General features: G+C 66.3%; 18 protein-coding genes and 7 pseudogenes. 17 read left to right on the top strand and 8 right to left on the bottom strand.

Going from position 1 to position 20,327, the window contains the following annotated elements:
* The first annotated feature begins 5 nt into the window (after positions 1–5).
* The 5 genes and pseudogenes from ACGI6K_RS21115 to ACGI6K_RS21095 form a co-directional block, all read left to right on the top strand.
* On the top strand, positions 6–722 hold the full coding sequence (locus ACGI6K_RS21115) for an electron transport complex subunit E (RefSeq protein ID WP_376948341.1): 717 nt from the start codon (positions 6–8) through the stop codon (positions 720–722).
* A gap of 21 nt (positions 723–743) precedes the next feature.
* Positions 744–1,004, top strand: coding sequence for an RnfH family protein (locus ACGI6K_RS21110; protein ID WP_376948343.1), 261 nt, complete (start codon positions 744–746; stop codon positions 1,002–1,004).
* A 24-nt stretch (positions 1,005–1,028) separates the two neighbouring features.
* Positions 1,029–1,760, top strand: a complete 732-nt coding sequence (gene nifX / locus ACGI6K_RS21105) for a nitrogen fixation protein NifX (protein WP_376948345.1) — start codon at positions 1,029–1,031, stop codon at positions 1,758–1,760.
* Positions 1,757–2,152: a NifB/NifX family molybdenum-iron cluster-binding protein gene (locus tag ACGI6K_RS21100; RefSeq protein ID WP_376948347.1), complete on the top strand. Its 396-nt coding sequence runs from the start codon at positions 1,757–1,759 to the stop codon at positions 2,150–2,152. The genes nifX and ACGI6K_RS21100 overlap by 4 nt, the downstream gene beginning before the upstream one ends.
* A gap of 182 nt (positions 2,153–2,334) precedes the next feature.
* Positions 2,335–2,646: pseudogene (locus tag ACGI6K_RS21095) on the top strand (DUF4280 domain-containing protein); the annotation flags it as partial.
* Position 2,647: 1 nt separating this feature from the next.
* Here ACGI6K_RS21095 and ACGI6K_RS21090 read toward each other — a convergent pair.
* The 3 genes and pseudogenes from ACGI6K_RS21090 to ACGI6K_RS21080 form a co-directional block, all read right to left on the bottom strand.
* A pseudogene (locus ACGI6K_RS21090) lies at positions 2,648–2,980 on the bottom strand (transposase); the annotation flags it as partial.
* Between the two features lie 4 nt (positions 2,981–2,984).
* The gene (locus tag ACGI6K_RS21085) at positions 2,985–3,158 is read right to left on the bottom strand and encodes a hypothetical protein (protein ID WP_376948349.1); all 174 of its coding nucleotides are present in this window, start codon (positions 3,156–3,158) and stop codon (positions 2,985–2,987) included.
* 83 nt (positions 3,159–3,241) lie between these two features.
* Complete coding sequence (locus tag ACGI6K_RS21080) at positions 3,242–3,670, bottom strand: TOBE domain-containing protein (protein WP_376948351.1); 429 nt, start codon at positions 3,668–3,670, stop codon at positions 3,242–3,244.
* Positions 3,671–3,873: 203 nt separating this feature from the next.
* Between ACGI6K_RS21080 and ACGI6K_RS21075 the strand changes: the two genes are divergently transcribed.
* From ACGI6K_RS21075 to modC, 4 genes are read left to right on the top strand one after another with little or no spacing between them, the layout of a single operon-like run.
* Positions 3,874–4,686 carry a TOBE domain-containing protein gene (locus ACGI6K_RS21075; protein ID WP_376948353.1) on the top strand — a complete coding sequence of 271 codons (813 nt, stop codon included), beginning with the start codon at positions 3,874–3,876 and terminating at the stop codon, positions 4,684–4,686.
* A 43-nt stretch (positions 4,687–4,729) separates the two neighbouring features.
* Positions 4,730–5,488, top strand: coding sequence for a molybdate ABC transporter substrate-binding protein (gene modA, locus ACGI6K_RS21070; protein WP_376948355.1), 759 nt, complete (start codon positions 4,730–4,732; stop codon positions 5,486–5,488).
* A gap of 21 nt (positions 5,489–5,509) precedes the next feature.
* Positions 5,510–6,190, top strand: a complete 681-nt coding sequence (gene modB / locus ACGI6K_RS21065) for a molybdate ABC transporter permease subunit (RefSeq protein ID WP_376948357.1) — start codon at positions 5,510–5,512, stop codon at positions 6,188–6,190.
* Positions 6,191–6,206: 16 nt separating this feature from the next.
* A complete protein-coding gene (modC, locus tag ACGI6K_RS21060) occupies positions 6,207–7,349 on the top strand; it encodes a molybdenum ABC transporter ATP-binding protein (RefSeq protein ID WP_376948359.1) in 1,143 nt (380 codons plus the stop codon).
* Between the two features lie 17 nt (positions 7,350–7,366).
* On the opposite strand, the gene ACGI6K_RS21055 is transcribed toward modC, so the two are convergent.
* The 3 genes from ACGI6K_RS21055 to ACGI6K_RS21045 all read right to left on the bottom strand — a co-directional run bounded on the left by ACGI6K_RS21055 (position 7,367) and on the right by ACGI6K_RS21045 (position 12,999).
* On the bottom strand, positions 7,367–8,410 hold the full coding sequence (locus ACGI6K_RS21055) for an HD-GYP domain-containing protein (protein WP_376948361.1): 1,044 nt from the start codon (positions 8,408–8,410) through the stop codon (positions 7,367–7,369).
* Positions 8,407–11,427 (bottom strand): response regulator, encoded by a 3,021-nt coding sequence (locus ACGI6K_RS21050; protein ID WP_376948363.1) that lies wholly within the window; start codon positions 11,425–11,427, stop codon positions 8,407–8,409. Before ACGI6K_RS21050 ends, ACGI6K_RS21055 begins: the two co-directional genes overlap by 4 nt.
* 261 nt (positions 11,428–11,688) lie before the next feature.
* Positions 11,689–12,999 carry an MFS transporter gene (locus ACGI6K_RS21045; RefSeq protein ID WP_376948365.1) on the bottom strand — a complete coding sequence of 437 codons (1,311 nt, stop codon included), beginning with the start codon at positions 12,997–12,999 and terminating at the stop codon, positions 11,689–11,691.
* Between the two features lie 266 nt (positions 13,000–13,265).
* Here ACGI6K_RS21045 and ACGI6K_RS21040 point away from each other — a divergent pair.
* Positions 13,266–14,454 (top strand): annotated as a pseudogene (locus ACGI6K_RS21040) (IS4 family transposase).
* 41 nt (positions 14,455–14,495) lie between these two features.
* Here ACGI6K_RS21040 and ACGI6K_RS21035 read toward each other — a convergent pair.
* Together ACGI6K_RS21035 and ACGI6K_RS21030 are read right to left on the bottom strand one after the other, a co-directional pair.
* Positions 14,496–15,305 (bottom strand): DUF3037 domain-containing protein, encoded by an 810-nt coding sequence (locus ACGI6K_RS21035; RefSeq protein WP_376949671.1) that lies wholly within the window; start codon positions 15,303–15,305, stop codon positions 14,496–14,498.
* Positions 15,302–16,045, bottom strand: a complete 744-nt coding sequence (locus ACGI6K_RS21030; RefSeq protein WP_376949673.1) for a HipA family kinase — start codon at positions 16,043–16,045, stop codon at positions 15,302–15,304. Before ACGI6K_RS21030 ends, ACGI6K_RS21035 begins: the two co-directional genes overlap by 4 nt.
* Positions 16,046–16,517: 472 nt before the next feature.
* Between ACGI6K_RS21030 and ACGI6K_RS21025 the strand changes: the two are divergent.
* The 7 genes and pseudogenes from ACGI6K_RS21025 to hypE all read left to right on the top strand — a co-directional run.
* Positions 16,518–16,682, top strand: a pseudogene (locus tag ACGI6K_RS21025) (HypC/HybG/HupF family hydrogenase formation chaperone); the annotation flags it as partial.
* Positions 16,679–17,112 (top strand): annotated as a pseudogene (locus ACGI6K_RS21020) (hydrogenase). The pseudogenes ACGI6K_RS21025 and ACGI6K_RS21020, both read left to right, overlap by 4 nt.
* Positions 17,109–17,960 (top strand): hydrogenase expression/formation protein, encoded by an 852-nt coding sequence (locus ACGI6K_RS21015; protein WP_376949675.1) that lies wholly within the window; start codon positions 17,109–17,111, stop codon positions 17,958–17,960. Before ACGI6K_RS21020 ends, ACGI6K_RS21015 begins: the two are co-directional and overlap by 4 nt.
* A pseudogene (locus ACGI6K_RS21010) lies at positions 17,957–18,175 on the top strand (rubredoxin). The gene ACGI6K_RS21015 and the pseudogene ACGI6K_RS21010 overlap by 4 nt, the downstream one beginning before the upstream one ends.
* Before the next feature lie 6 nt (positions 18,176–18,181).
* The gene (hybE, locus tag ACGI6K_RS21005; protein ID WP_376949677.1) at positions 18,182–18,676 is read left to right on the top strand and encodes a [NiFe]-hydrogenase assembly chaperone HybE; all 495 of its coding nucleotides are present in this window, start codon (positions 18,182–18,184) and stop codon (positions 18,674–18,676) included.
* Positions 18,634–19,347, top strand: a pseudogene (gene hypD, locus ACGI6K_RS21000) (hydrogenase formation protein HypD); the annotation flags it as partial. The gene hybE and the pseudogene hypD, both read left to right, overlap by 43 nt.
* Positions 19,344–20,315 carry a hydrogenase expression/formation protein HypE gene (gene hypE, locus ACGI6K_RS20995; RefSeq protein ID WP_376949679.1) on the top strand — a complete coding sequence of 324 codons (972 nt, stop codon included), beginning with the start codon at positions 19,344–19,346 and terminating at the stop codon, positions 20,313–20,315. The pseudogene hypD and the gene hypE, both read left to right, overlap by 4 nt.
* Positions 20,316–20,327: the final 12 nt, after the last annotated feature.

Here is a 20,327-nt window from a genome sequence, read left to right as displayed (position 1 = left end):
CAACCATGAGTCATTGCGGAGCACCCAGCGTTCCCGAGCCCGAAAAGAAGGTGCCGTGGCAGTACTTCACCTCGGCCCTATGGCAATACAACGTCGCCCTGGTGCAGATGCTCGCGCTCTGCCCGACCCTGGCGGTGACCACCACCGCCACCAACGGCCTGGGCATGGGCCTGGCCACCACCCTGGTGTTGGTCTTGACCAATGCGCTCATCTCGTCGATGCGCCACACCATCTCCCCCGAGGTGCGCAACCCGGTGATGATCGCCGTGATCGCCGGCGTGGTGACCCTGATCGACATGGCGATGAACGCCTGGATGCACGAGCTGTACAAGGTGCTCGGCCTGTTCATCGCGCTGATCGTGACCAACTGCGCGGTGCTCGGCCGTGCCGAGTCCTTCTGCCTGAGGAACCCGGTGATCCCCTCGATCCTCGACGGTGCCGGCATGGGCGCCGGCTTCACCGCCGTGCTGGTGGTGATCGGCGGTATCCGCGAGATCCTCGGCAGCGGCACCCTGTTCTCCCAGGCGTCCTCGCTGCTCGGCTCGCACTTCAAGTGGATGGAGATCACCGTGATCCCCGACTTCCAGGGCATCCTGCTGGCCATCCTGCCGCCTGGCGCCTTCATCGTCCTGGGCTTCCTGTTGGCCGCCAAGCGAGTGATCGATCGCAAGCGTGCCGAGCGTCGCCAGCAGACCCATGGCGAGCTGGTGGTTCTGCAGTGATCGGCGAGGAGTGATAGCGAAATGAGAGTTTCCGTGGTATATGCCGATCCGGCCAAGCCCCTCCAGCTCAGTTGTAAGGTGGAGGACGGCTGCAGCGTGGAGCAGGCGATCGAGCAGTCCGGCGTACTGCGCTGCTGTCCGGACATCGACCTGAAGAAGCAAAAGGTCGGCGTGTTCGGCAAGTTCGTCAAGTTGGACAGTCCGCTCAAGGATGGCGACCGTATCGAGATCTACCAGCGCGTCACGCGGGTCGATGATGACGACGACGATGATGACGATTGAGTTCAGTCGCCTAGGAGGCCGCTTATGGTAACCCCCGTGAACATGAGTCGCGAAACCGCCCTGCGCATCGCCCTGGCTGCCAGGGCTTTGCCCGGTACCACGGTCGGCCAGTTGCTGGAGATCCTGCATCAGCGGATCGAAGGTCCGCTGACCGAGGAGAGCCTGCAGGGTGTGAGCGTCACCGACCTTAAGATCGGCCTGGCCGGTTCCGAAGAGGATGTCGACATGCTCGACACTCCAATGTCGGCGCTCAAGGATGCGGTGCGCATCCTCTGGGGCGAGGCCGAAGTCGACAGCCTGCCCCAGCCAATGAAGCTGGAGCGCGTGCCGGAAGGCTCGATCCGCGTGGCCATCGCTTCCAACAATGGCGAGCAACTGGATGGACACTTCGGCTCCTGCCTGCGCTTTCTCGTCTACCAGGTGAATGCCAAGGACGCCTCGCTGGTCGACATTCGCTCGACCCTGGACGTGGCGCTGGCCGAGGACAAGAACGCCTGGCGCGTCGAGCAGATCCAAGACTGCCAAGTGCTTTACGTGGTGTCCATCGGCGGACCGGCGGCGGCCAAGGTGGTGCGGGCCGGCATCCATCCGCTGAAGAAGCCCAAGGGTTGCGCGGCGCAGGAGGCCATCGCCGAGTTGCAGACGGTCATGGCCGGTTCTCCTCCGCCGTGGCTGGCCAAGCTGGTCGGTGTTTCCGCCGAGGAACGCGTGCGCTTCTCCGTGTCCGACGACGAGGACGAGGCGGCCAGGGCATGAGCAAAGAACGTCTGTTGATCGCCGTGGCGGTCGATCGTCAGGGCCGTGTGGCCGACCACGCCGGACGTGCCCAGCGCTGGGAGGTGTTCGACGTCTGGCCTGGGCAGGCCCCGATGGGCATCTATGCTATCGAACTGGCGGAGAAGGCCGTCCTGCACCACTGGCATGTCACCGATTATCCCGAGCGGCATCCGCTGCATGCCGTGGACGTGGCCATCGCCGCGACCGCCGGCGAGGGTGTCATCCGCCGCCTCGGCGAGCGCGGGGTGAGCCTGCTCACCACCAGCGAGAGCGACCCGGAACTGGCGGTTAAGGCCTGGCTGGCCAACGAGTTGCCGCCCGGCAAGCCCCACGAGGAGCACTCCTGCGGCGGAGAAGGGCACCAGCACTAGGTGTCTCGGGGGGCGGCGCTTACCGTGCCGCTCCCTGCCGCCAATCCTCCTCCCGATCCCTATCCCCACCGGTGCCTGTCGGCAACCCCGGACGTCACGCGCTGCACGCTGCGCGGCAGGGGCGGCACGGGCTCACGCGGTGGTAGAGTTCCGGGAACCGCGAATCGCCAGGAGAAAGCCCGATGTCCTGCCCCCAGGTCTGCGGCACCGCGACCCTCAAGTGCAGTTTTGGCGTGGCGCCGTCGATGCTGAACGTGCTGCCGGTCAATCGCACGCTGACCAACAACCTGCCGGCGGCGAATCTTTCCGACCATATTCCGCTGGTCAACATTCTGCCCTTCGGCCTGTGCCAGAGCATGGCCAATCCCACGGTGGCGGCGGCCACCGCGGCGGCGCTCGGTGCCCTGACGCCGATGCCCTGCGTGCCGGCCACGGCCAGCCCGTGGATTCCGGGCGGGCCAGCCACCGTGCTGCTGGGTAACGTCCCGGCACTGGCAAGGTGCGGCCGTCCAGGATCACGGCGCTGGGTTGGCCCTGCTTGCCTTGAGCGACACGCAACACCGAGCGCAGATCGTTGACCATGGCTTCGAAGCAGCCGGCCTGCAGCCACCGCTGAGTCTGTTGGTAAACCGCCTCCCACGGCGGAAAGTCGTTGGGAATCAGTCGCCAGGGAGCACCAGCCCGGGCCATCCAGCGCAACGCGTTGAACATCAGGCGCAGATCGTACCTGCACTGCGGCGCTCGCGGATCCATCAGGGTCAGGTAGGGCGCAGCGAAGGCCCATTCTTCATCAGAAACGTCTGTCGGGTAAGGGCGTGCGGGCTTCATCCAACTACGATAGCTTCACCGGCACCAAGTTCATAACACGCTCTAGTTTGACATTCAGTTCGATGGGGTCGCTGGCCGAGGCCAGGCGTTTGCGTAGATGGAAGTGCAGGCGTTCCGGCAGGGCCGGGCGGCTCGGGCGGGGCCGGCGAAGCAGGTTCGCGAGTGCGAGGACGGACATGGCAACGGCTCGTGCGACGGGGCGTGCCTGTTGCAGGCACGCTCCATGCCACCTTTGTTCGCGGGAGGCGGTAAGGTCCGCTCTCAGGCCGGGACGCCGAGGATCACGTTGGAGGCTTTGATGACCGCGCTGGCGCTGGCGCCCGGCTTCAGGCCCAGCTCGGCGACGGCTTCCTTGGTGACCATGGAGGTGATCTCGGTGCCGCCCTGCAGGGCCAGGGTGACCTCGGCGTTGACCGCGCCGGTCTCGATGGTCTTGACGGTGCCGGTCAGGATGTTGCGGGCGGACAGGCGGTAACCGCTGCTGTCGGTCATCAGCAATACCCAGGGGGCCTTCACCACGGCGACTACCTCCTTGCCGGGGGCTAATTGCAGGGACCTGGCGCTTTCCAGGGTCACCACGGCGGCGAGTTTGTCGCCACCGCCCAGGAGGATGTCCACCTCGACGTTGACCGCGCCTTCCTTCAGAGCGCTGACGGTACCTTTGAAGACGTTGCGGGCGCTGATTCTCATCTGTGTTCCTTGTCCGATGGAGGCAGGGTTTGGCACAACCGCTATATCGGTTGCGCTATAAATTGTCGTAAAAATAACAATCGATGTGAGTCGAAAGTATAGACAACGTTGTTATGGCAGCGGAATAATAACAAAGTGATACTTGGCATTTGAATTGCTTTATATAAAATTGGATAAATAGATAAATTGCAGGCTACCAGACGATGACCGCCACCCGTTTCCTCGCCCGCATGTCCCTGGACACCGATGTCGGTACCGCCCTGTCCGATACCCGCATCCGCCTGCTCGAGGCCATTGAGCGCGAAGGATCGATCAACCGGGCCGCCAAGGTCGTGCCGCTTTCCTACAAGGCGGCCTGGGACGCCATCGATACCATGAACAACCTCGCTCCCGAGCCCCTGGTGGTGCGGGTCGCCGGTGGCCGGCAGGGTGGCGGCACCCAGCTCACCGACTACGGCCGGCGCATCGTGGCCATGTACCGCGCCCTGGAAATCGAATACCAGAACGCCCTTGATCGTCTCTCCGAGCGCCTCAACGAGGTGACCGGCGGCGACATTCAGGCCTTCCAGCGTCTCATGCACTCCATGAGCATGAAGACCAGCGCGCGCAACCAGTTCGCCGGCATCGTCACCGGCCTGCGCGTCGGCGGCGTCGACTACGAGGTGCGCATCCGCCTGGACGCCGAGAACGAGATCGCCGCGGTCATCACCAAGGCCAGCGCGGAGAGCCTGGAGCTGGCCATCGGCAAGGAGGTCTTCGCTCTGGTCAAGTCTTCCTCGGTGATGCTCACCACCGAGCTTTCGCTCAAGCTCACCGCTCGCAATCAGTTGTGGGGCGAGGTCATCGATATCCACGAGGGGCCGGTGAACAACGAGGTGACCCTGGCCCTGCCCTCCGGGCGCAGCGTGACCTGCGTGGTCACCGCCGACAGTTGCAAGGCCCTCGGCCTGGCGCCGGGCGTGGCCGCCTGCGCTTTCTTCAAGTCGTCGAGCGTGATCCTGGCCGTCTACGGCTGACCGGCTTCCCCCCGTTCCGTTTCTCTCAACATGGAGTAGTAGCATGAGCTTTTCGCTGTCCCGCCTGGTCGTCGCCCTGGGCGCCGGCCTGCTCGCCTGTGCCGCCCAGGCGGCGGAAGTACAGGTCGCCGTCGCCGCCAACTTCACCGCGCCGATGAAAGATATCGCCAGCCAATTCGAGAAGGACACCGGCCACAAGGTGATCACCTCCTTCGGACCGACCGGCGGCTTCTACAGCCAGATCCAGAACGGCGCGCCCTTCGAGGTCTTCCTCGCCGCCGACGACACCACGCCGGAGAAGCTGGAGAAGGAAGGCGGCACCGTCGCCGGTTCGCGCTTCACCTACGCCATCGGCAAGCTGGTGCTGTGGTCGGCCAAGCCCGGCTACGTGGATGACCAGGGCGCGGTGCTGAAGAAGAACGCTTTCAAGCACCTGTCCATCGCCAACCCGAAGACCGCCCCCTATGGCGCCGCCGCCGTCCAGGTGCTGGCCAAGCTCGGCCTGACCGAGGCGACCAAGTCGAAGCTGGTCGAGGGCGCCAGCATTGCCCAGGCGTACCAGTTCGTCGCCACCGGCAACGCCGAGCTGGGCTTCGTCGCCCTGTCGCAGGTGTACAAGGACGGCAAGCTCACCGAAGGCTCTGGCTGGAACGTACCGGGCGATCTGTACGAGCCGATCCGCCAGGACGCGGTGATCCTGACCAAGGGCAAGGACAACCCCGCCGCCCAGGCGCTGGTCGACTACCTCAAGGGGCCCAAGGCCGCCGAGGTGATCAAGGCCTACGGTTACGGTCTGCAATAAGCAAGGCAGGAGGTGCAGGCAATGCCGTTGTCCGAACACGACCTCGCCGCCATCCGCCTGACCCTGGAGCTGGCATCGCTGACCACGGTGCTGCTGCTGGTGGTCGGTACGCCGATCGCCTGGTGGCTGGCGCGTACCCGTTCGCGCCTGAAGGGGGCGATAGGCGCGGTCGTGGCATTGCCGCTGGTGCTACCGCCGACCGTGCTCGGCTTCTACCTGCTGGTGACCATGGGGCCGCACGGCCCCATCGGTCAACTAACCCAGTTCCTGGGACTCGGCACGTTGCCGTTCACCTTCGCCGGCCTGGTGGTGGCGTCGGTGTTCTATTCGCTGCCTTTCGTCGTGCAACCGCTGCAGAACGCCTTCGAGGCGATCGGCGAGCGCCCGCTGGAGGTGGCCTCGACGCTGCGCGCCGGCCCCTGGGATACCTTCTTCACCGTGGTGGTCCCCCTCGCGCGGCCCGGTTTCATCACCGCCGCCATTCTCGGCTTCGCGCATACCGTGGGCGAGTTCGGCGTGGTACTGATGATCGGCGGCAATATTCCGGAAAAGACCCGCACCGTGGCGGTACAAATTTTCGACCATGTCGAGGCGATGGAATATGTCCAGGCCCATTGGCTCGCTGGAGGCATGGTGCTGTTCTCCTTCCTGGTACTGTTCGCACTCTATTCCAGCCGTCGCTTCAAGGCAGGGCTGAGCTGATTCGGGAGAGTCGTCGATGAACACCAGCTTCGAGCCCGGCACCAAGGGCGAAACCGGTGCACTTTCGGGCGGCTTGCCGGCGGACGGCATCCGTGCCCGTTTCCGGGTGGATTACGCGGGGTTCGCGCTGGATGTCGACCTGACCCTGCCGGGGCATGGCGTGACCGCGCTGTTCGGCCATTCCGGCTCCGGCAAGACCACCCTGCTGCGCTGCGTCGCCGGCTTGGAGCGGGCCGTCGAGGCGCGTCTGGAGATCAACGGCGAGCTCTGGCAGGACAGCGCCGCCGGGGTGTTCTTGCCGACCCACAGGCGCGCCCTCGGCTACGTATTCCAGGAGGCCAGCCTGTTCCCCCATCTGAGCGTGCGGCGCAACCTGGAATACGGCATGAAGCGTGTCGATGCCGCTAGCCGCCAGGTCTCCTGGGAACGGGTGCTGGAACTGCTCGGCATCGGCCATTTGCTCGAACGCCTGCCCGGCCGCCTGTCCGGTGGCGAGCGCCAGCGCGTCGGCATCGCCCGCGCGCTGCTCACCAGCCCGCGCCTTCTGCTGATGGACGAGCCGCTGGCGGCGCTCGACCTCAAGCGCAAGAACGAGATCCTGCCCTATCTGGAGCGCCTGCACGACGAATTGGACATCCCGATGCTGTTCGTCAGCCACTTGCCGGACGAGGTGTCGCGCCTCGCCGACCATGTGGTGCTGCTCGACCAGGGGCGCGTGACGGCGCAGGGCTCGCTGCAGGACATCATGGCGCGGCTCGACCTGCCGACCGCCTTTCACGAGGATGCCGGGGTGGTCATCGAGTCGGTGGTGGCCGAGCACGACGACCATTACCACCTCACCCGTCTCGAGTTTCCCGGCGGCGCGGTGCTGGTCGCGCGGCGTCCGGAAGCGCCCGGCCTGCGCCTGCGCCTGCGTGTGCACGCTCGCGACGTCAGCCTGGCGAACAGCCGCATCGAGGACTCCAGCATCACCAACGTGCTGCCCGCCACGGTCCGCGAGGTAGTCGAGGCCGATACCCCGGCCCATGTGTTGATACGTCTGGAGGCCGAGGGCACCCCGCTGATCGCCTGCATCACTCGCCGCTCCTGCGACCAACTCGGGATAGCCCCCGGCAGGCGCATGTGGGCGCAAATCAAGGCAGTGGCGCTGCTCGGCTGAGGCCGCCGGGCGGCGGCCTACGGGTCGAAGTCCAGGTATGGGTCTTGGTGGTCGGCATAGCGTTCGACGATCCGCGCGATTTCCCCGAGCGAACGCCGGAAGGGGTCGATCAGCGCCGGATCGAAATGCGTGCCGGCTTGGGCCTCGATGTAGCCGACCGCCTCTTCCAGGGGCCAAGCCTTCTTGTAAGGGCGCTCCGAGGTCAGCGCGTCGAACACATCGGCGACGGCGGCGATGCGTGCCATCAAAGGAATTTCCTCGCTTCCGAGGCCTTGGGGATAACCGCTGCCGTCCCATTTCTCGTGGTGGTACAGGGCGATGCTGTGGGCGGCCTTGAGCAGGTCGTCGTCGTGCCGACCGATGATCTTCGCGCCGATCTCGGTATGCTGGCGCATGATCGCCAATTCTTCCGGTTCCAACCGGCCCGACTTGAGCAGGATGCTGTCGGGAATGCCGATCTTGCCGATGTCGTGCATCGGCGCGGCATTGAAGAGGGTTTCCACGAACTCCGCGCCCATGCCGGCTGCCTGGGCGATCAGTCGGGCGATATGGCTCATGCGCGCGATGTGGTTGCCCGTCTCGTTGTCGCGAAACTCCGCGGCGCGGCTCAGACGGCGGACGATCTGCTGGCGGGTCCTGAGCAGTTCGGCGGTGCGCTGCTCGACCTGCCGGGCCAGTTCCTGGCGCTGCCGATGGAGCGCCAGGTGGGTCCGTACCCGGGCCAGAGCGATCGGCGGGCTGATCGGCTTGGTGATGTAGTCCACCGCGCCCAGCTCCAGGCCGCGCTGCTCGTCGGCCGTTTCGCTCATGGCGGTGACGAAGATCACCGGAATGGTCCGGGTCTCCGGATCGGCCTTGAGCCGTTCGCAGACCTGATAGCCACTCAGTCCCGGCATCATCACATCGAGCAGGATGAGGTCCGGCGGGTTGTCCGAGCGGGCGATCCTGAGCGCCCGCTCGCCGTTCAGGGCGACCTTGGTGCGGTGATGCGGCGCGAGGATCTCGACGAAAATGTCGATGTTCTCCGGTACGTCGTCCACGATGAGGATAGTGGCTTTCATCTGCGCGGTCTCCGCAGGCTGGCTGCTTCGGTGCTCTGTGGGGTGAGGCTCCGGCGGATGGCTGCGAGGCTAGCCAGGGCGGCCTCGAAGTCGTAGCGGGCGACCAGGGCCTGTAGCTCGCCGGCCCGTTCGCCGAGGCCGTGGGCGGCCAGCCGGGGGCTCAGAGCGCGCAGTTGCGCCAGGGCGTCGGCATCGTCGTCGCGCAACAGGGTCTCCAGGGTTCGGAGTCCTTCGTCGAGTGCGGACAGCTCCTGCTGCGTTTCCGCTACGATGGGCGCCGGATTGCCGGCGGCCGGGGCGGCGGCGATGGATGCGCACAGGGCGCCAAGCCCCCGTTCCAGATCGTCCAGGGTTCCGGCGGGAGGTTGCCGGTTCTGCCCGAGGCATTGCTCAAGGGTGGCGGCCTGGACCGCTAGCGCCGTGGCGCCGATATTGCCGGCCAGTCCCTTGAGGGTATGGGCGATACGCCGGGCGTCTTCCCGGTCGCCGGCCGCGAGGGCGGCGCCGAGCCGTGCGGCGGCGTCGGCCTGGGTCGCTGCGAAACGCGCCAGCAGCCGGTCGAGTAGGGCGCGGTTGCCGCCCAGGCGCCGCAAGGCTGCGGCTCGCTCCAGGGCAGTGTTCGCCGGCGCTGTGGACACGCTCCCGCCGGTGGCCGGAGGCGCGTGGAGGGCCAGCGGCCGACTGCCCCCGACCCAGTGGCGCAGGGTGATGAACAATTGGGTGACGTCGATGGGTTTGGCGATGTACGCGTTCATCCCGGCGGCCAGGCAGTGTTCCCGGTCGCCGGCCATGGTGTTGGCGGTCATGGCCAGGATCGGCAGGTCGACGAGGCCTGCCCGGCGAATCCTCTGGGTGGCCTCGAAGCCATCCATCACCGGCATCTGGCAGTCCATCAGCACGCCGTCGTAGGCATGCGCCATGACCTTGCCGACGGCCTCGGCCCCGTCGTTGGCGACGTCCACGCGAATCCCCGCGGTGGCGAGGAATTCCATGGCCATTTCCTGGTTGATCGGGTCGTCCTCGACCAGCAGCAGATGGGCACCGCGCAGGGCCTCGCGGGCCTGTTCGGCCTCGCTTTCTAGCGCTTTTCGGCTGTTCGGCGCGGTCCTCATCCTGCGACTGCAGGCATCGAGGATGCCGTCGAGCAGGTTGGAAGGAGTAACCGGCTTGACCAGCAGGCCCTCCACGGGGACTTTGCCGAGGCGTTCGAGCAACTCGTCGCGGCCGTACGAGGTGACCATCACGAACAGCGGAGTCTCGGCGATCCGCGGGGCCGCGCGGATCGCGCCGACCGCCTGGACGCCGTCCATGCCCGGCATCAGCCAGTCCATGATTACCAGGCGGTAAGGGTTGCCCTCCTGCTGGGCCCGGTCCAGCAGCCGGATCGCTTGCGGCGCGTTGTCCGTCGTGGTCACCGCGAAGCGCAGCGCGCTCAGCATGCCGGCGAAGATTTCCAGGGCGCTGGCGTTGTCGTCCACCACCAGTACGCGCATGCCGAGGAGATCGGCGCTGTCCGCCAGCAGTTCGCGCTGGTTCGCTTGTCGCTCGAAGCGGGCATCGAAATGGAAGGTGCTGCCGACCCCGGGGCTGGAGTCGACGCCGATCTCGCCGTCCATCATCGTCACCAGGTGCTTGCAGATGGCCAGGCCGAGACCGGTTCCGCCGTACTGGCGAGAGGTCGAGGAGTCGGCTTGGGTGAAGGCCCGGAACAGCTTCCGGCGCTGCGTCTCGTCGAGGCCGATGCCGGTATCGCGCACCTCGAAGCGCAGCCGGACGCTCCGTTCGTCCTCGCATTCCTTACGAATGCGCAGAGTGATTTCGCCCTGGCTGGTGAACTTGATCGCGTTATCGAGCAGGTTGCTCAGCACCTGGCCGAGGCGCAGCGGGTCGCCGATCAGCGCGGTGGGCACGTCGGTGGCGATGTCGAAGAGCAGCTCCAGGCCCTTTTCCTGGGCCTTGAGGACGGACAGGTCGGCCAGGTGATCGGTCACGCTTTCGAGCTGGAAGTCCACCTGCTCGAAACGCATCTTGCCGGCCTCGATCTTCGAGAAGTCGAGGATGTCGTTGATGATACCGAGCAGGCTCCGGGCCGCGTCGTGGGCCTTTTCGACAAAGTTGCGCTGGCGCTCGTCCAGCCCGCTGTCCAGCGCCAACTGGGTCATGCCCATGATCACGTTCATCGGCGTGCGAATCTCGTGGCTCATGTTGGCGAGGAAGTCGGACTTCATGCGCGTCGCCTCCTGGGCTAGCTCCTTGGCTTCGGCCAGGGCCCGTTCGGACGCCTTCTGTACCGAGATATCGATCAGCATGCCGAGCAGCCCGGCCGGACGGCCGTCGCCGCCGGGGTAGCCGGCGAGGGTGTAGATGGATGGGTGCTCGCGCCCATCGGCATAGCGGATTCGCCGTTCGGTGCTGAACAGGCCGCCTTCGCGCAGCAGCCGCTCGCTGGCGGCCTGATAGCGGGAGCGTTCTTCGGCGGGCAGTTCCAGGAAATCCAGGATGGTCTTGCCGGTCAGTTCCTCGGCGCGGACCCGGAAGCTGTCCAGGAAGGCCTGGTTGAAGCGGATGTAACGGGCCTCCCGGTCCTTGACGAAGAGCGGGAAGGGGATGCTGTCGAACAGCACTCGCTGGAGTTCCAACTCGTCGCAACCGGCCTGCTCCGGGAGCGTGCGCCGCCGGTGGTAGCCGTGCAAGGCGAAGGCCGCCAGCAGCAGGCCGGACAGCAGGGTGGCCGCGACGATGTGCATGGCGGAGTCGACTTGGCTGTCGAGCCGTTCCAGACGGGTCGCGAGACGCTCCAGGGCCTTTTTGCAGGCGATGTCCTCCCAGGTCCGGAAGGCCTCCGGATCGCGCCCGTCCCCGGTCGTGGCCGAGCTTCCGACGCCGTGGACCAGCGCCTGCAAGACTTCGTGGCGCTCCTGGGCCAACAGGAGGGTACGCCCAGCATTCAGCGAGGAGAACAGCAGCAGAAGCACGGCGAGTAGGGAGGCGAGGGTGGTGGGCTTTCCGGGTTTCACGTTCGCTCCGGGAATCTTGGTATCCGTTCCAGTCGTTTTGCCAGCCAAATCCATGCGGCTTCTGGTCGTCCGGACGGTGTCGACGAAAAAGATGGCGTTTTGATTCTAGAAGCAGTGTCGCGCGGTGGAGAGGGCGGATAAAGGGAGAAAAGGGAACAAATCACTTGGTGTTCCCGGCTGCGGGCGATCCGTCGGGTGTGTCCGCCGGTCCCAGGGCCCGAGCGGGCCGGCCGAAAGACGTGACAGTGAGGAGAGGCGGGTTCAGCCGGCCGGCGCCAACGCGGGGGCTCCGCGCCGCCACAGGCCGGCGCCGATCAAGATGAACAGCAGGCACAGTGCGCCGACGTAATAGGCCGGGCCCAACGGGCTCCACTTCAGCAGCAGGCTGACTAGGATCGGCGTCAGGCCGCCGCAGATGGCGTAGGCCAGGTTGTAGGAGAACGACAACCCGGAGAAGCGCACCGCCGCTGGGAAGGCCTTGACCATCACCATGGGGATGGCGCCGATGCTGCCCACGCAGAGGCCGGCCAGGGCGTACAGCGGCAGCATCAGGTCGCGGTGGCCGGCGAGGCTGGCGTAGAACATCGAGGAGCTGGCCAGGAGCAGCAGGCCGCCGCAGACGAAAGTCGGCCCGGCGCCGAAGCGGTCCGCCGCGAGGCCGGCCAGCACGCAGCCGAGGGTCAGGCCGAGAATGGCCAGGCCGTTGGCCCGCAGGGCCTCTTCCGCGGCGAAGCCGTGCAGCGTCTGCAGCAGGGTCGGGGTCATCAGGATGATCACCACGATGCCGGCCGATAGCACCCAGGTCAGCAGCATCGACAGCAGCACCGCCGGACGGTGCTCGCGCACCACCGCCTTGAGCGGCAGTTCGGCGGCCAGCGACTGGCGCAGTTGCAGCTCGGCGAACACCGGCGTCTCGTGCAGCCAGCGGCGCAGGTAGACCGAAACCAGGCCGAAGGCCCCGCCGATCAGGAAAGGGATGCGCCAGGCCCAGTCGGTCAGTTCCTCGGCGCTGAACGCCCGGTTGATCGCGTTGGCGGTCAGCGAGCCGAGCAGGATGCCGGCGGTCAGCCCGGCGGTCAGGGTGCTGCAGGCGAAGCCGATGTGCCGCTGCGGCGCGTGCTCGGCGACGAACACCCAGGCCCCCGGCACCTCGCCGCCGATCGCCGCGCCCTGCACCACGCGCAGGGTCAGCAGCGCCAGCGGCGCCCAGACGCCGATCTGCGTGTAGGTCGGCAGGAGGCCCATGCACAGGGTCGGCACGGCCATCATGAAAATGCTCAGGGTGAACATGCGCTTGCGCCCGAGCAGATCGCCGAAGTGGGCCATGACAATGCCGCCCAGCGGGCGCGCCAGGTAGCCGGCGGCGAAGATGCCAAAGGTCTGCAACTGGCGCAGCCAGTCGGGCATCTCGGCGGGGAAGAACAGCTTGCCGACCACCGTGGCGAAGAACACGAAGATGATGAAGTCGTAGAACTCCAGCGCGCCGCCCAGGGCGGAAAGCGAGAGGGTCTTGAGGTCGCTGCGGGTCAACGGACGCGCCACGGGCGCGCTGCTGGAGTGCTCGGCGGACATGGGGGCTGGTTTCTCGGGGGATGGGGCGAGGGCCGGCGCACCATAGCAAATTCCGCGGCGGCCGGGCAGCGGTCGGGGCAGTCGGTGCTGTCTTTAAAGTCGCTTTTCGCTCGCGCTGGCGGAAAGTACGGGACCCGGCAAGACCGGGCCTCGGGGCTGAGTGATCCCCAGAAACTTTCCAAGAAAATCAATTGGGTAGGGCTTGAAGAGGCCTGCATGGACGGGCACGTTGGTTGTCGCCAAACAAAAACAGCGTCCCCAGCCCCATGCAGACCGTCCAATTCTTGCACGCCGCCTTCGCCAAGGCACTCCCCACGATCCATGCCCGCCGTCTCGAAGCCCTGATGGCCGCGGTGGCCGCCTTGCTGCAGGGCCGCTGCCTGACCCTGACCGTACTGGGGCGTTCCCTGCCTGGCCCGGCCTGGCCCAGGCATGCCATCAAGCGAGTCGACCGCCTGCTTGGCAACCGACAGGCCGAGCGAGAGTTGTTCTACTGGGCCATGCTCCGCGCCCTGCTGGGCTCGCTCAGGCATCCCCTGATCCTGGTGGACTGGTCGCCGATCGATGCCGCCGGCAAGCTGTTCCTGCTGCGCGCCGCGATCCCACTGGCCGGACGCTCGCTACCGGTGTGCGAAGTCGTCCATCCGCGCGAGGGCTGCCCGCGTTGCCAGAAACGCCTGCTCGAGGCCCTCGCGGCGATGCTGCCGGCCGGCTGCACGCCCATCCTGGTCATCGATGCCGGTTTCCGGCGGCCATGGTTCCAGGCCGTCGAAGCCATGGGCTGGCATTACCTCGGCCGTGTGCGCAATCGCGACCTGTGCCGATTCGGCGAGCAGCCCTGGCAGCCGGTGAAAAGCCTGTACGCCCTGGCCTCGGGCATCGCCGAAACGGCTCGGCTGCCTCGAAATGACGCGCTCGGCGCCCTGGTCCACCCCACTCTACGCGGTGAAGCATGCGCCGCGGGGGTGCCAGCACCGGCGCATCACCGGAACCGTGGCCCGGGATAAACGCAGCCGGCAAAACGCACAGCGCGAAAGCGAGCCCTGGCTGCTGGCCAGCAACCTGCCCGGGGCGCAGTGGAATGCCGCGCAGGTCGCAGCGATCTACAAGCGGCGCATGCAGATCGAGGAAGGCTTGCGCGACCTGAAAAGCCATCGGCTGGGGTTCGGCCTGGGGCTGCATCGAAGCCGCTGTCCGCGGCGCATCGAGATCCTGCTGCTGATTGCCGTGCTGGCCAGCTATGCGCTGTACCTGCTGGGTTTGCAGACGCGGGAGGCAGGGCACGCGCGGCGCTTTCAGAGCAATAGCGTCAAGGACAGGCACGTGCTGTCGCTGTGGCGGCTGGGACTGGAGTATGCACGCACTTATGTGGGAGACATTTCCCGAGAGAGGCTGCGGGAGCTGGAGTTGGCCCTGCGGCAGGAGGTCCACCGGCAAGCGCGGGAACTGCGGTGATTTTGTGGGGATCACTCAGGCCTCGGGGCCTTTACAGGGGGCTATTGCGCATAGGACTGCGCGAACGCCGCTATCGCCTGGGTTGCGTGGAAATCGACCATCTGCAGGCCGCGCTCCCGAATGCTGTTCCTGGCTATCTGCACGGCTTTGCAGTGGCGTGGCGAGTCATTTTCGGCTGGGGCGGTCACGGGTATCAACACGTTCTTCAACTGAATGATTCCTTCGCGTTCGGCGCGGGCGAACTTCATCAGCCACTGCTCGCAATGGTCGAGGATTGCGTTGGGCTCGGCCTGGTCGAAGGCCAGGGGCTTGATTGCGGCCACGACTTCATTCCGATGCACCAGGGGCAGGTGCAGTTTGGTCAGCTCGCCAGTCAAGGTTTCATCTCGGAAGTTGCGGATGGAGGCTTGCACGAACAGGGTACGGATCTCCCGCACCATCGCTTCTTCGTGGCGCTCGCGGCCGATGCCCTGGCGCTCGATATAGCGGTCGAACAGTTCGTCCAGCATGGCGTCGAGGTCGTCCACCAGGATCGAGCGCATGCGGCTGAAACGAATCAGTGACTCCTTCGGTTCGGTCAGGAAGCGGAAGTGATTGACGATCTGGGCTTCCTGAGCTTTCGCCGTCATCTGACGAACCGTTTCCAATTCGCTCTGAGCTATTTCCATGGCCTTGGCGAACAGGCTGCTGCATTCGAAGAATTGGTTGACCCGCTTTAGGTTCTTGCGGGCGAGCCTGTACTCCATGCGGCCAATGGCCGGTGCCGAGAGAACGATGCCGACGTTGGCAAACTCTTCGGTTTCGGCGAAGGGCGCGAAGCGCACGATGCTGTAGAGGCAGGCGTATTTCATTCCAGGGCGCTCCAGAAATCGTCCGATTGGCAGCGCATCAGATGACTCTCGATCTCCTTGAGCAGGATGTCGAACTCCGCGACGCCCACGGACTCCCGCCACTCATCGGGAATATCCGAGCATAGGTCACGAAAGCGGCAAGCAGTGTCATGCATCCGTTGCCCGTATTCAACTTTATCCAGCAGATCCAGGCGCCAGGATCGATTGCCAGGCCCGAACACGTGGGTGTCGGCGAAGGCTCCGGTATCCAGTGGCCAGCAAAATGCCTGGTTGTGATCGATCAGCCGCAATAGATTGTCTGTGCTGCACATCAGTAGATTGGGGCGGCCGCCCCACTGCCCAAGCTGTCGATCCCCGTTGCCAATCCAGTAATCAAACACGAACACGGATTTCTGGAGATCCGCAGGTACCTGCAAGGCTTGCGAATACAGTAGATCGGCAGCGTCTGCGACATAGGCCAGTGCGAAGCTGTCGCCAGGGCCCAGATCTCTCCGTGCTTCGGTGTCGTAGCGGAGCAGTGCAGGGTCGATGTAGATATAGCCATGCTCTGGGATCGGTAGGCCGAATCGAGCGGCCAGGCGCGCGCAAAGCAACTCCGCGATGCGTTCGGCGGGCGGTAGTTCGAGGCCTTTGGCTACATAGTGCTTGCCGTTGCTTGCGCGGCACAGGAAGGGGCGGGTGATGCCGCCCTCCAATCGCCGGATGATCTCCACCGCCTCTATGAAATGGTCCATGGCCATTGCCGATTCCTAGTGTTTCAACCGGCCAGACGATACTGTTCGGTAGCATGCTGCGCCATGCCCGATGTCTACAGGGCATCGGACATGGTGCGGACGACGGCTTTCGGTAGGCCGAGCCGGAACCGGAATGGAAGAGGGTCGAGCCGCGAGATGCGGCGAAAGTCCCTTGGGCCATGGAGGGCCTAGCGGGCAGGGCTGCTTGGAACGGAACCGAGACTGCCGGAATACTCGGAACGGCCCATGCAGCGAATCCCGGTACGACATCGGAAAAAAGTACCAGGCGCACACCTCATGCCATGGCCTCGTGCGGACATGGCGCATCCGGTCGAACGCTTTGTATCAAGCCATGACAAAAACATGGCATTGGCGCATTATTCGTGCGGCTTTAATTCAGCAACCGTGGGCTACTCAACCGGCGCGCCGTCATAGCCGAAGGACGGTGCGCAGGGGCGCCGATAACGACCTGGTCACTCTCGATAGCGGGCGCGCCGCGCAGATCCGCGAGGCCCTGCGCGCATTGCAGGCCGTACAGGCGGGCGATCCAGCCGCGCTCGACGGCCTGTTCGCCGACCTCGACCGCGAGCCGCAACTCCCGCCCCACCTGCAGGCGCAACTGCCGCCCAAGGAACCGACATGACCCATCCTCCGATCCAGCGTCTGACCACGACGCTCGGCTACCCCCTGCTGGATGCCGACGACCTCGATCGCCAGGTGCGGATGCAGCCGTTCTCCGTGCTGTTCTTCGTCGGCGATCCGCAGCGCTTTCCCGAGGTGCTCGACGTCGCGGTGATCCTGCCGGAACTGGTCGAGGCCTTCTTGCAGCTCGCTCCCGCGTTGATCGCCGGCACGGACGAAGCCTGCCTGCAGGGGCGCTACGGTTTTTCTGTCTGTTCCTCGAAGGGGAGCGCTACCTGGGTTGCCTGTCACGGGTGCTGGACTGAAGCGAATACCTGGAACGCATTCCGGCGATCCTCGCCGGCGAGGACGAAAATTTGCCACGCATTCCCGTGCTATCGCCGGAGAGCGACGCACCTTCCTGCAGCCTGATGGAGACCAGTGAATCATGAACGACGACCTGCCCATTCTCTCGCCCGGCTTCGGCCCCGGCTCCCATGGCGAAGAGGAGCGCCCCGACTGCCTGTCGATGCCGCGCGCCATGCGCACCTTCGAACGTCCCGCGCTGCCGGAGCCCGGACAACTGAGCGGACATCCCATCGCTCTGGCTCTGCTGGAGCGGCTGCAGGAGGCGCTGGGCGCCTACCGGGTCGGCGAGCAGAGCCGGGTGATCGGCCTCGACCGCCAGCCCAAGGCCGACCTGAAGCTGCTCCAGCAGATCCTCGGCGAGGGCGAAGTGGCGATCCAGGTCGGCGGCCAGCGCCCGGTGCGCATCCAGGAAACCGTGCTGACCGGGGTTTGGTGGGTGCAACTGCAGGTCGGGCTGGGCGAAGTCATCGGCCAGTGGCTGGAGGTGGCCGACGTTCCCGCGCTGGTGCGCCGCCGGGCCTTCGCCGAAGCCCGCTGGCCGCAGCTCGGTGAGTTGCCGAACGGCTTGCTCAACGCTGGCCCGGTGCTGGTGGAACTGCTCGACGCGGCGAAGCGGCATGCCGAGTGCGCGCTCGCCACGCCCCACGTGGTCAACCTGTCGTTGCTGCCGTTCTCCCCGGAGGACCGGCGCTTTCTCGCCGAAAAACTCGGCGAGGGAGCGGTAACCCTGCTCTCGCGGGGCTACGGCAACTGCCGTATCGCCGGCACCGCAACCCCCGGCATCTGGTGCGTGCAGTACTTCAACAGCAGCGACCGGCTGATCCTCGACACCCTGGAGGTGACGAGCGTTCCGCAAGTGGCCTGCGCCGCCCAGGAGGACATCGACGACTCCGCCGAGAGGCTGCGCGAGATCCGCGAGGCACTGGAGTGAGCGCGCGCTTCGAGGGCAGCTACCTGGGCGACGCCACGCGCCTGGCGGACGATGCTGTGCTCGAATGCAAGATCTGCTGGCAGTGCTACGACCCCGCCGAAGGCGATCCAGTCTGGCAGATCTAGCCGGGCACGCCCTTCGCCACGCTGCCGGCGCACTGGCGCTGCCCGCGCTGTGACGGCGACCGCGAGCAGTTCATGGTCGTGGACGACTGAGGGCTCATGCACGCCCGTGAAGTCATCGAAGCCCACTACCGGGCGGCCGGCGCGCGCATGGCCGGGCTGCCGGTGTACAACCCGGCGCTCGCCGTGGAGCTGTTCGGCTGGCGCGCGGTCGAGGACGTCGGTGTGCTCGGCGTGTTGATCACCCCCTGGTGCATGAACCTGTTCTGGCAGCCGCCAGCCGCCAGCCGCCAGCCGCCAGCCGATGCCGAACTGCCGGCCAGCGGCGAGCGCCCGGTATTGTCGCTGCCCTCCGGCGACTACGAATGCAGCCTGCACGAGGACGAGCGCCTCGGCCGCCATGCCAGCGCCTCACTGTGCTCGCCGATGCAGGATTTTCCCGGCGAGGCCGAGGCGCGGGCGATGGCCGAGGAGGTGCTACGGCTGATCCTCACCGTGCCGCAGGCCGAGCCCGAACTGTTGCAGAGCGGCTTGTTGGGCCGCCGCGCGCTGCCATCCGCTTCGAGACCACAACGCTGCCCACCGCGCTGGTGATCGAGCAGGGGCTTGGCCTGAAGAACTTCTCGGTGTTCTGCAACCATGTGCTGACCCCGGCGGCGATGCACGCCATCCTCGCCACTCCGGAAGCGCTCGCCGGCACGCTGCAACTGGACGGCTTCATCGGCCCGGCCCACGTCAGCACGGTGATCGGCAGCGACGCCTACGCGCCCTTTCCGCGTTAGTACGGCACGCCGCTGGTGATCGCCGGCTTCGAACCGCTGGACTTGCTGCAGGCGCTCTTGATGCTGATGCGCCAGCTCAACGAAGGGCGTGCCGAGGTGGAAAACCAGTTCACCCGCGCGGTCACCGCAGGCGGCGACCTCAAGGCGAAGGCGCTGACCGGACGGGTCTTCGAGCTGCGCGAGCTTCGAGTGGCGCGGCTTGGTGCCGTGCCGCACAGCGCCCTGCAGATCCGCGAGGCCTTCGCCGAATTCGACACCGGGCGGCGCTTCGCCCTCGAAGCGCGCAGCGGCCCGGAAAACAGGGCCTGCGAATGCCCGGCGATCCTCCGTGGGGCGAAGAGCCCGCGCGACTGCCGGCTGTTCGGCAACCCCTGCAGCCCGGACAATCCGCTAGGCTCGTGCATGGTTTCCTCCGAGGGCGCCTGCGCCGCCTGGTACGCCTATGGCTGCCAGCGCCAGGTCGTCGTGGCGGTGGCCCGATGAGCCGGCTCGATCTTAGGAACGGCAAGGTCGAGATGGTCCATGGCAGTGGCGGCCGCGCCATGGGCCTGATCGAGGAACTGTTCGCCCGCGCCCTGCGCAACGAGTGGCTGGACCAGCGCGACGACCAGGCGCAGTTCGAGCTGCCGCCCGGCCGGGTGGTGATGGCCACCGATAGCCACGTGATCTCGCCGCTGTTCTTCCCTGGCGGCGACATCGGCAGCCTCGCCGTGCACGGCACCATCAACGACGTGGCCATGGCCGGCGTGCGGCCCTGCTACTTGGCCGCCGGCTTCATCCTCGAGGAGGGCTTCCCGCTGGCCGACCTGGCACACATCGTCGAATCGATGGCCGTCGCCGCCCGCGAGGCCGGCGTGCCGGTGGTCACCAGCGACACCAAGGTGGTCGAGCGCGGCAAGGGCGACGGGGTGTTCATCACCACCACCGGGGGCGGCGTGGTGCCGCCGGGGCTGTACCTGTCCGGCGACCGCATCCTGCTCTCCGGCAGCATCGGCGACCACGGCGTGACCATTCTCTCGCTGCGCGAGGGGCTCGGCTTCGAAGCCGACATCGGCTCCGACTCCCAGGCCCTGCACGGCCTGGTCGCCGCCATGCTCGCGGCGGTGCCGGAGATCCGCTGCCTGCGCGACTCGACCCGCGGCGGTCTGGGCAACACCCTCAACGAACTGGCCGGCCAGTCGGGGGGCGGCATGCAACTCGTCGAGCGCGCCATCCCGGTACGCGAGCCAGTGCGTGCCGCCTATGAATTCCTCGGTCTCGACCCGCTGTACGTGGCCAACGAAGGCAAGCTGATCGCCATCTGCCCGGCCGAGCGGGCCGTGCGCCTGCTCGACGCGATGCGTGCGCATCCGCAGGGGCGCGAAGCGGCGATCATCGGCACGGTGGTGGCCGACGAGCACCGTTTCGTGCAGGTGGAGACGCCGTTCGGCGGCAGCCGGATGGTGGACTAGAGCATTTTTACC

The organism is Azorhizophilus paspali (assembly GCF_043587585.2).
GTDB lineage: Bacteria > Pseudomonadota > Gammaproteobacteria > Pseudomonadales > Pseudomonadaceae > Azotobacter > Azotobacter paspali.
This window is presented reverse-complemented; position numbering and strand designations above follow the sequence as displayed.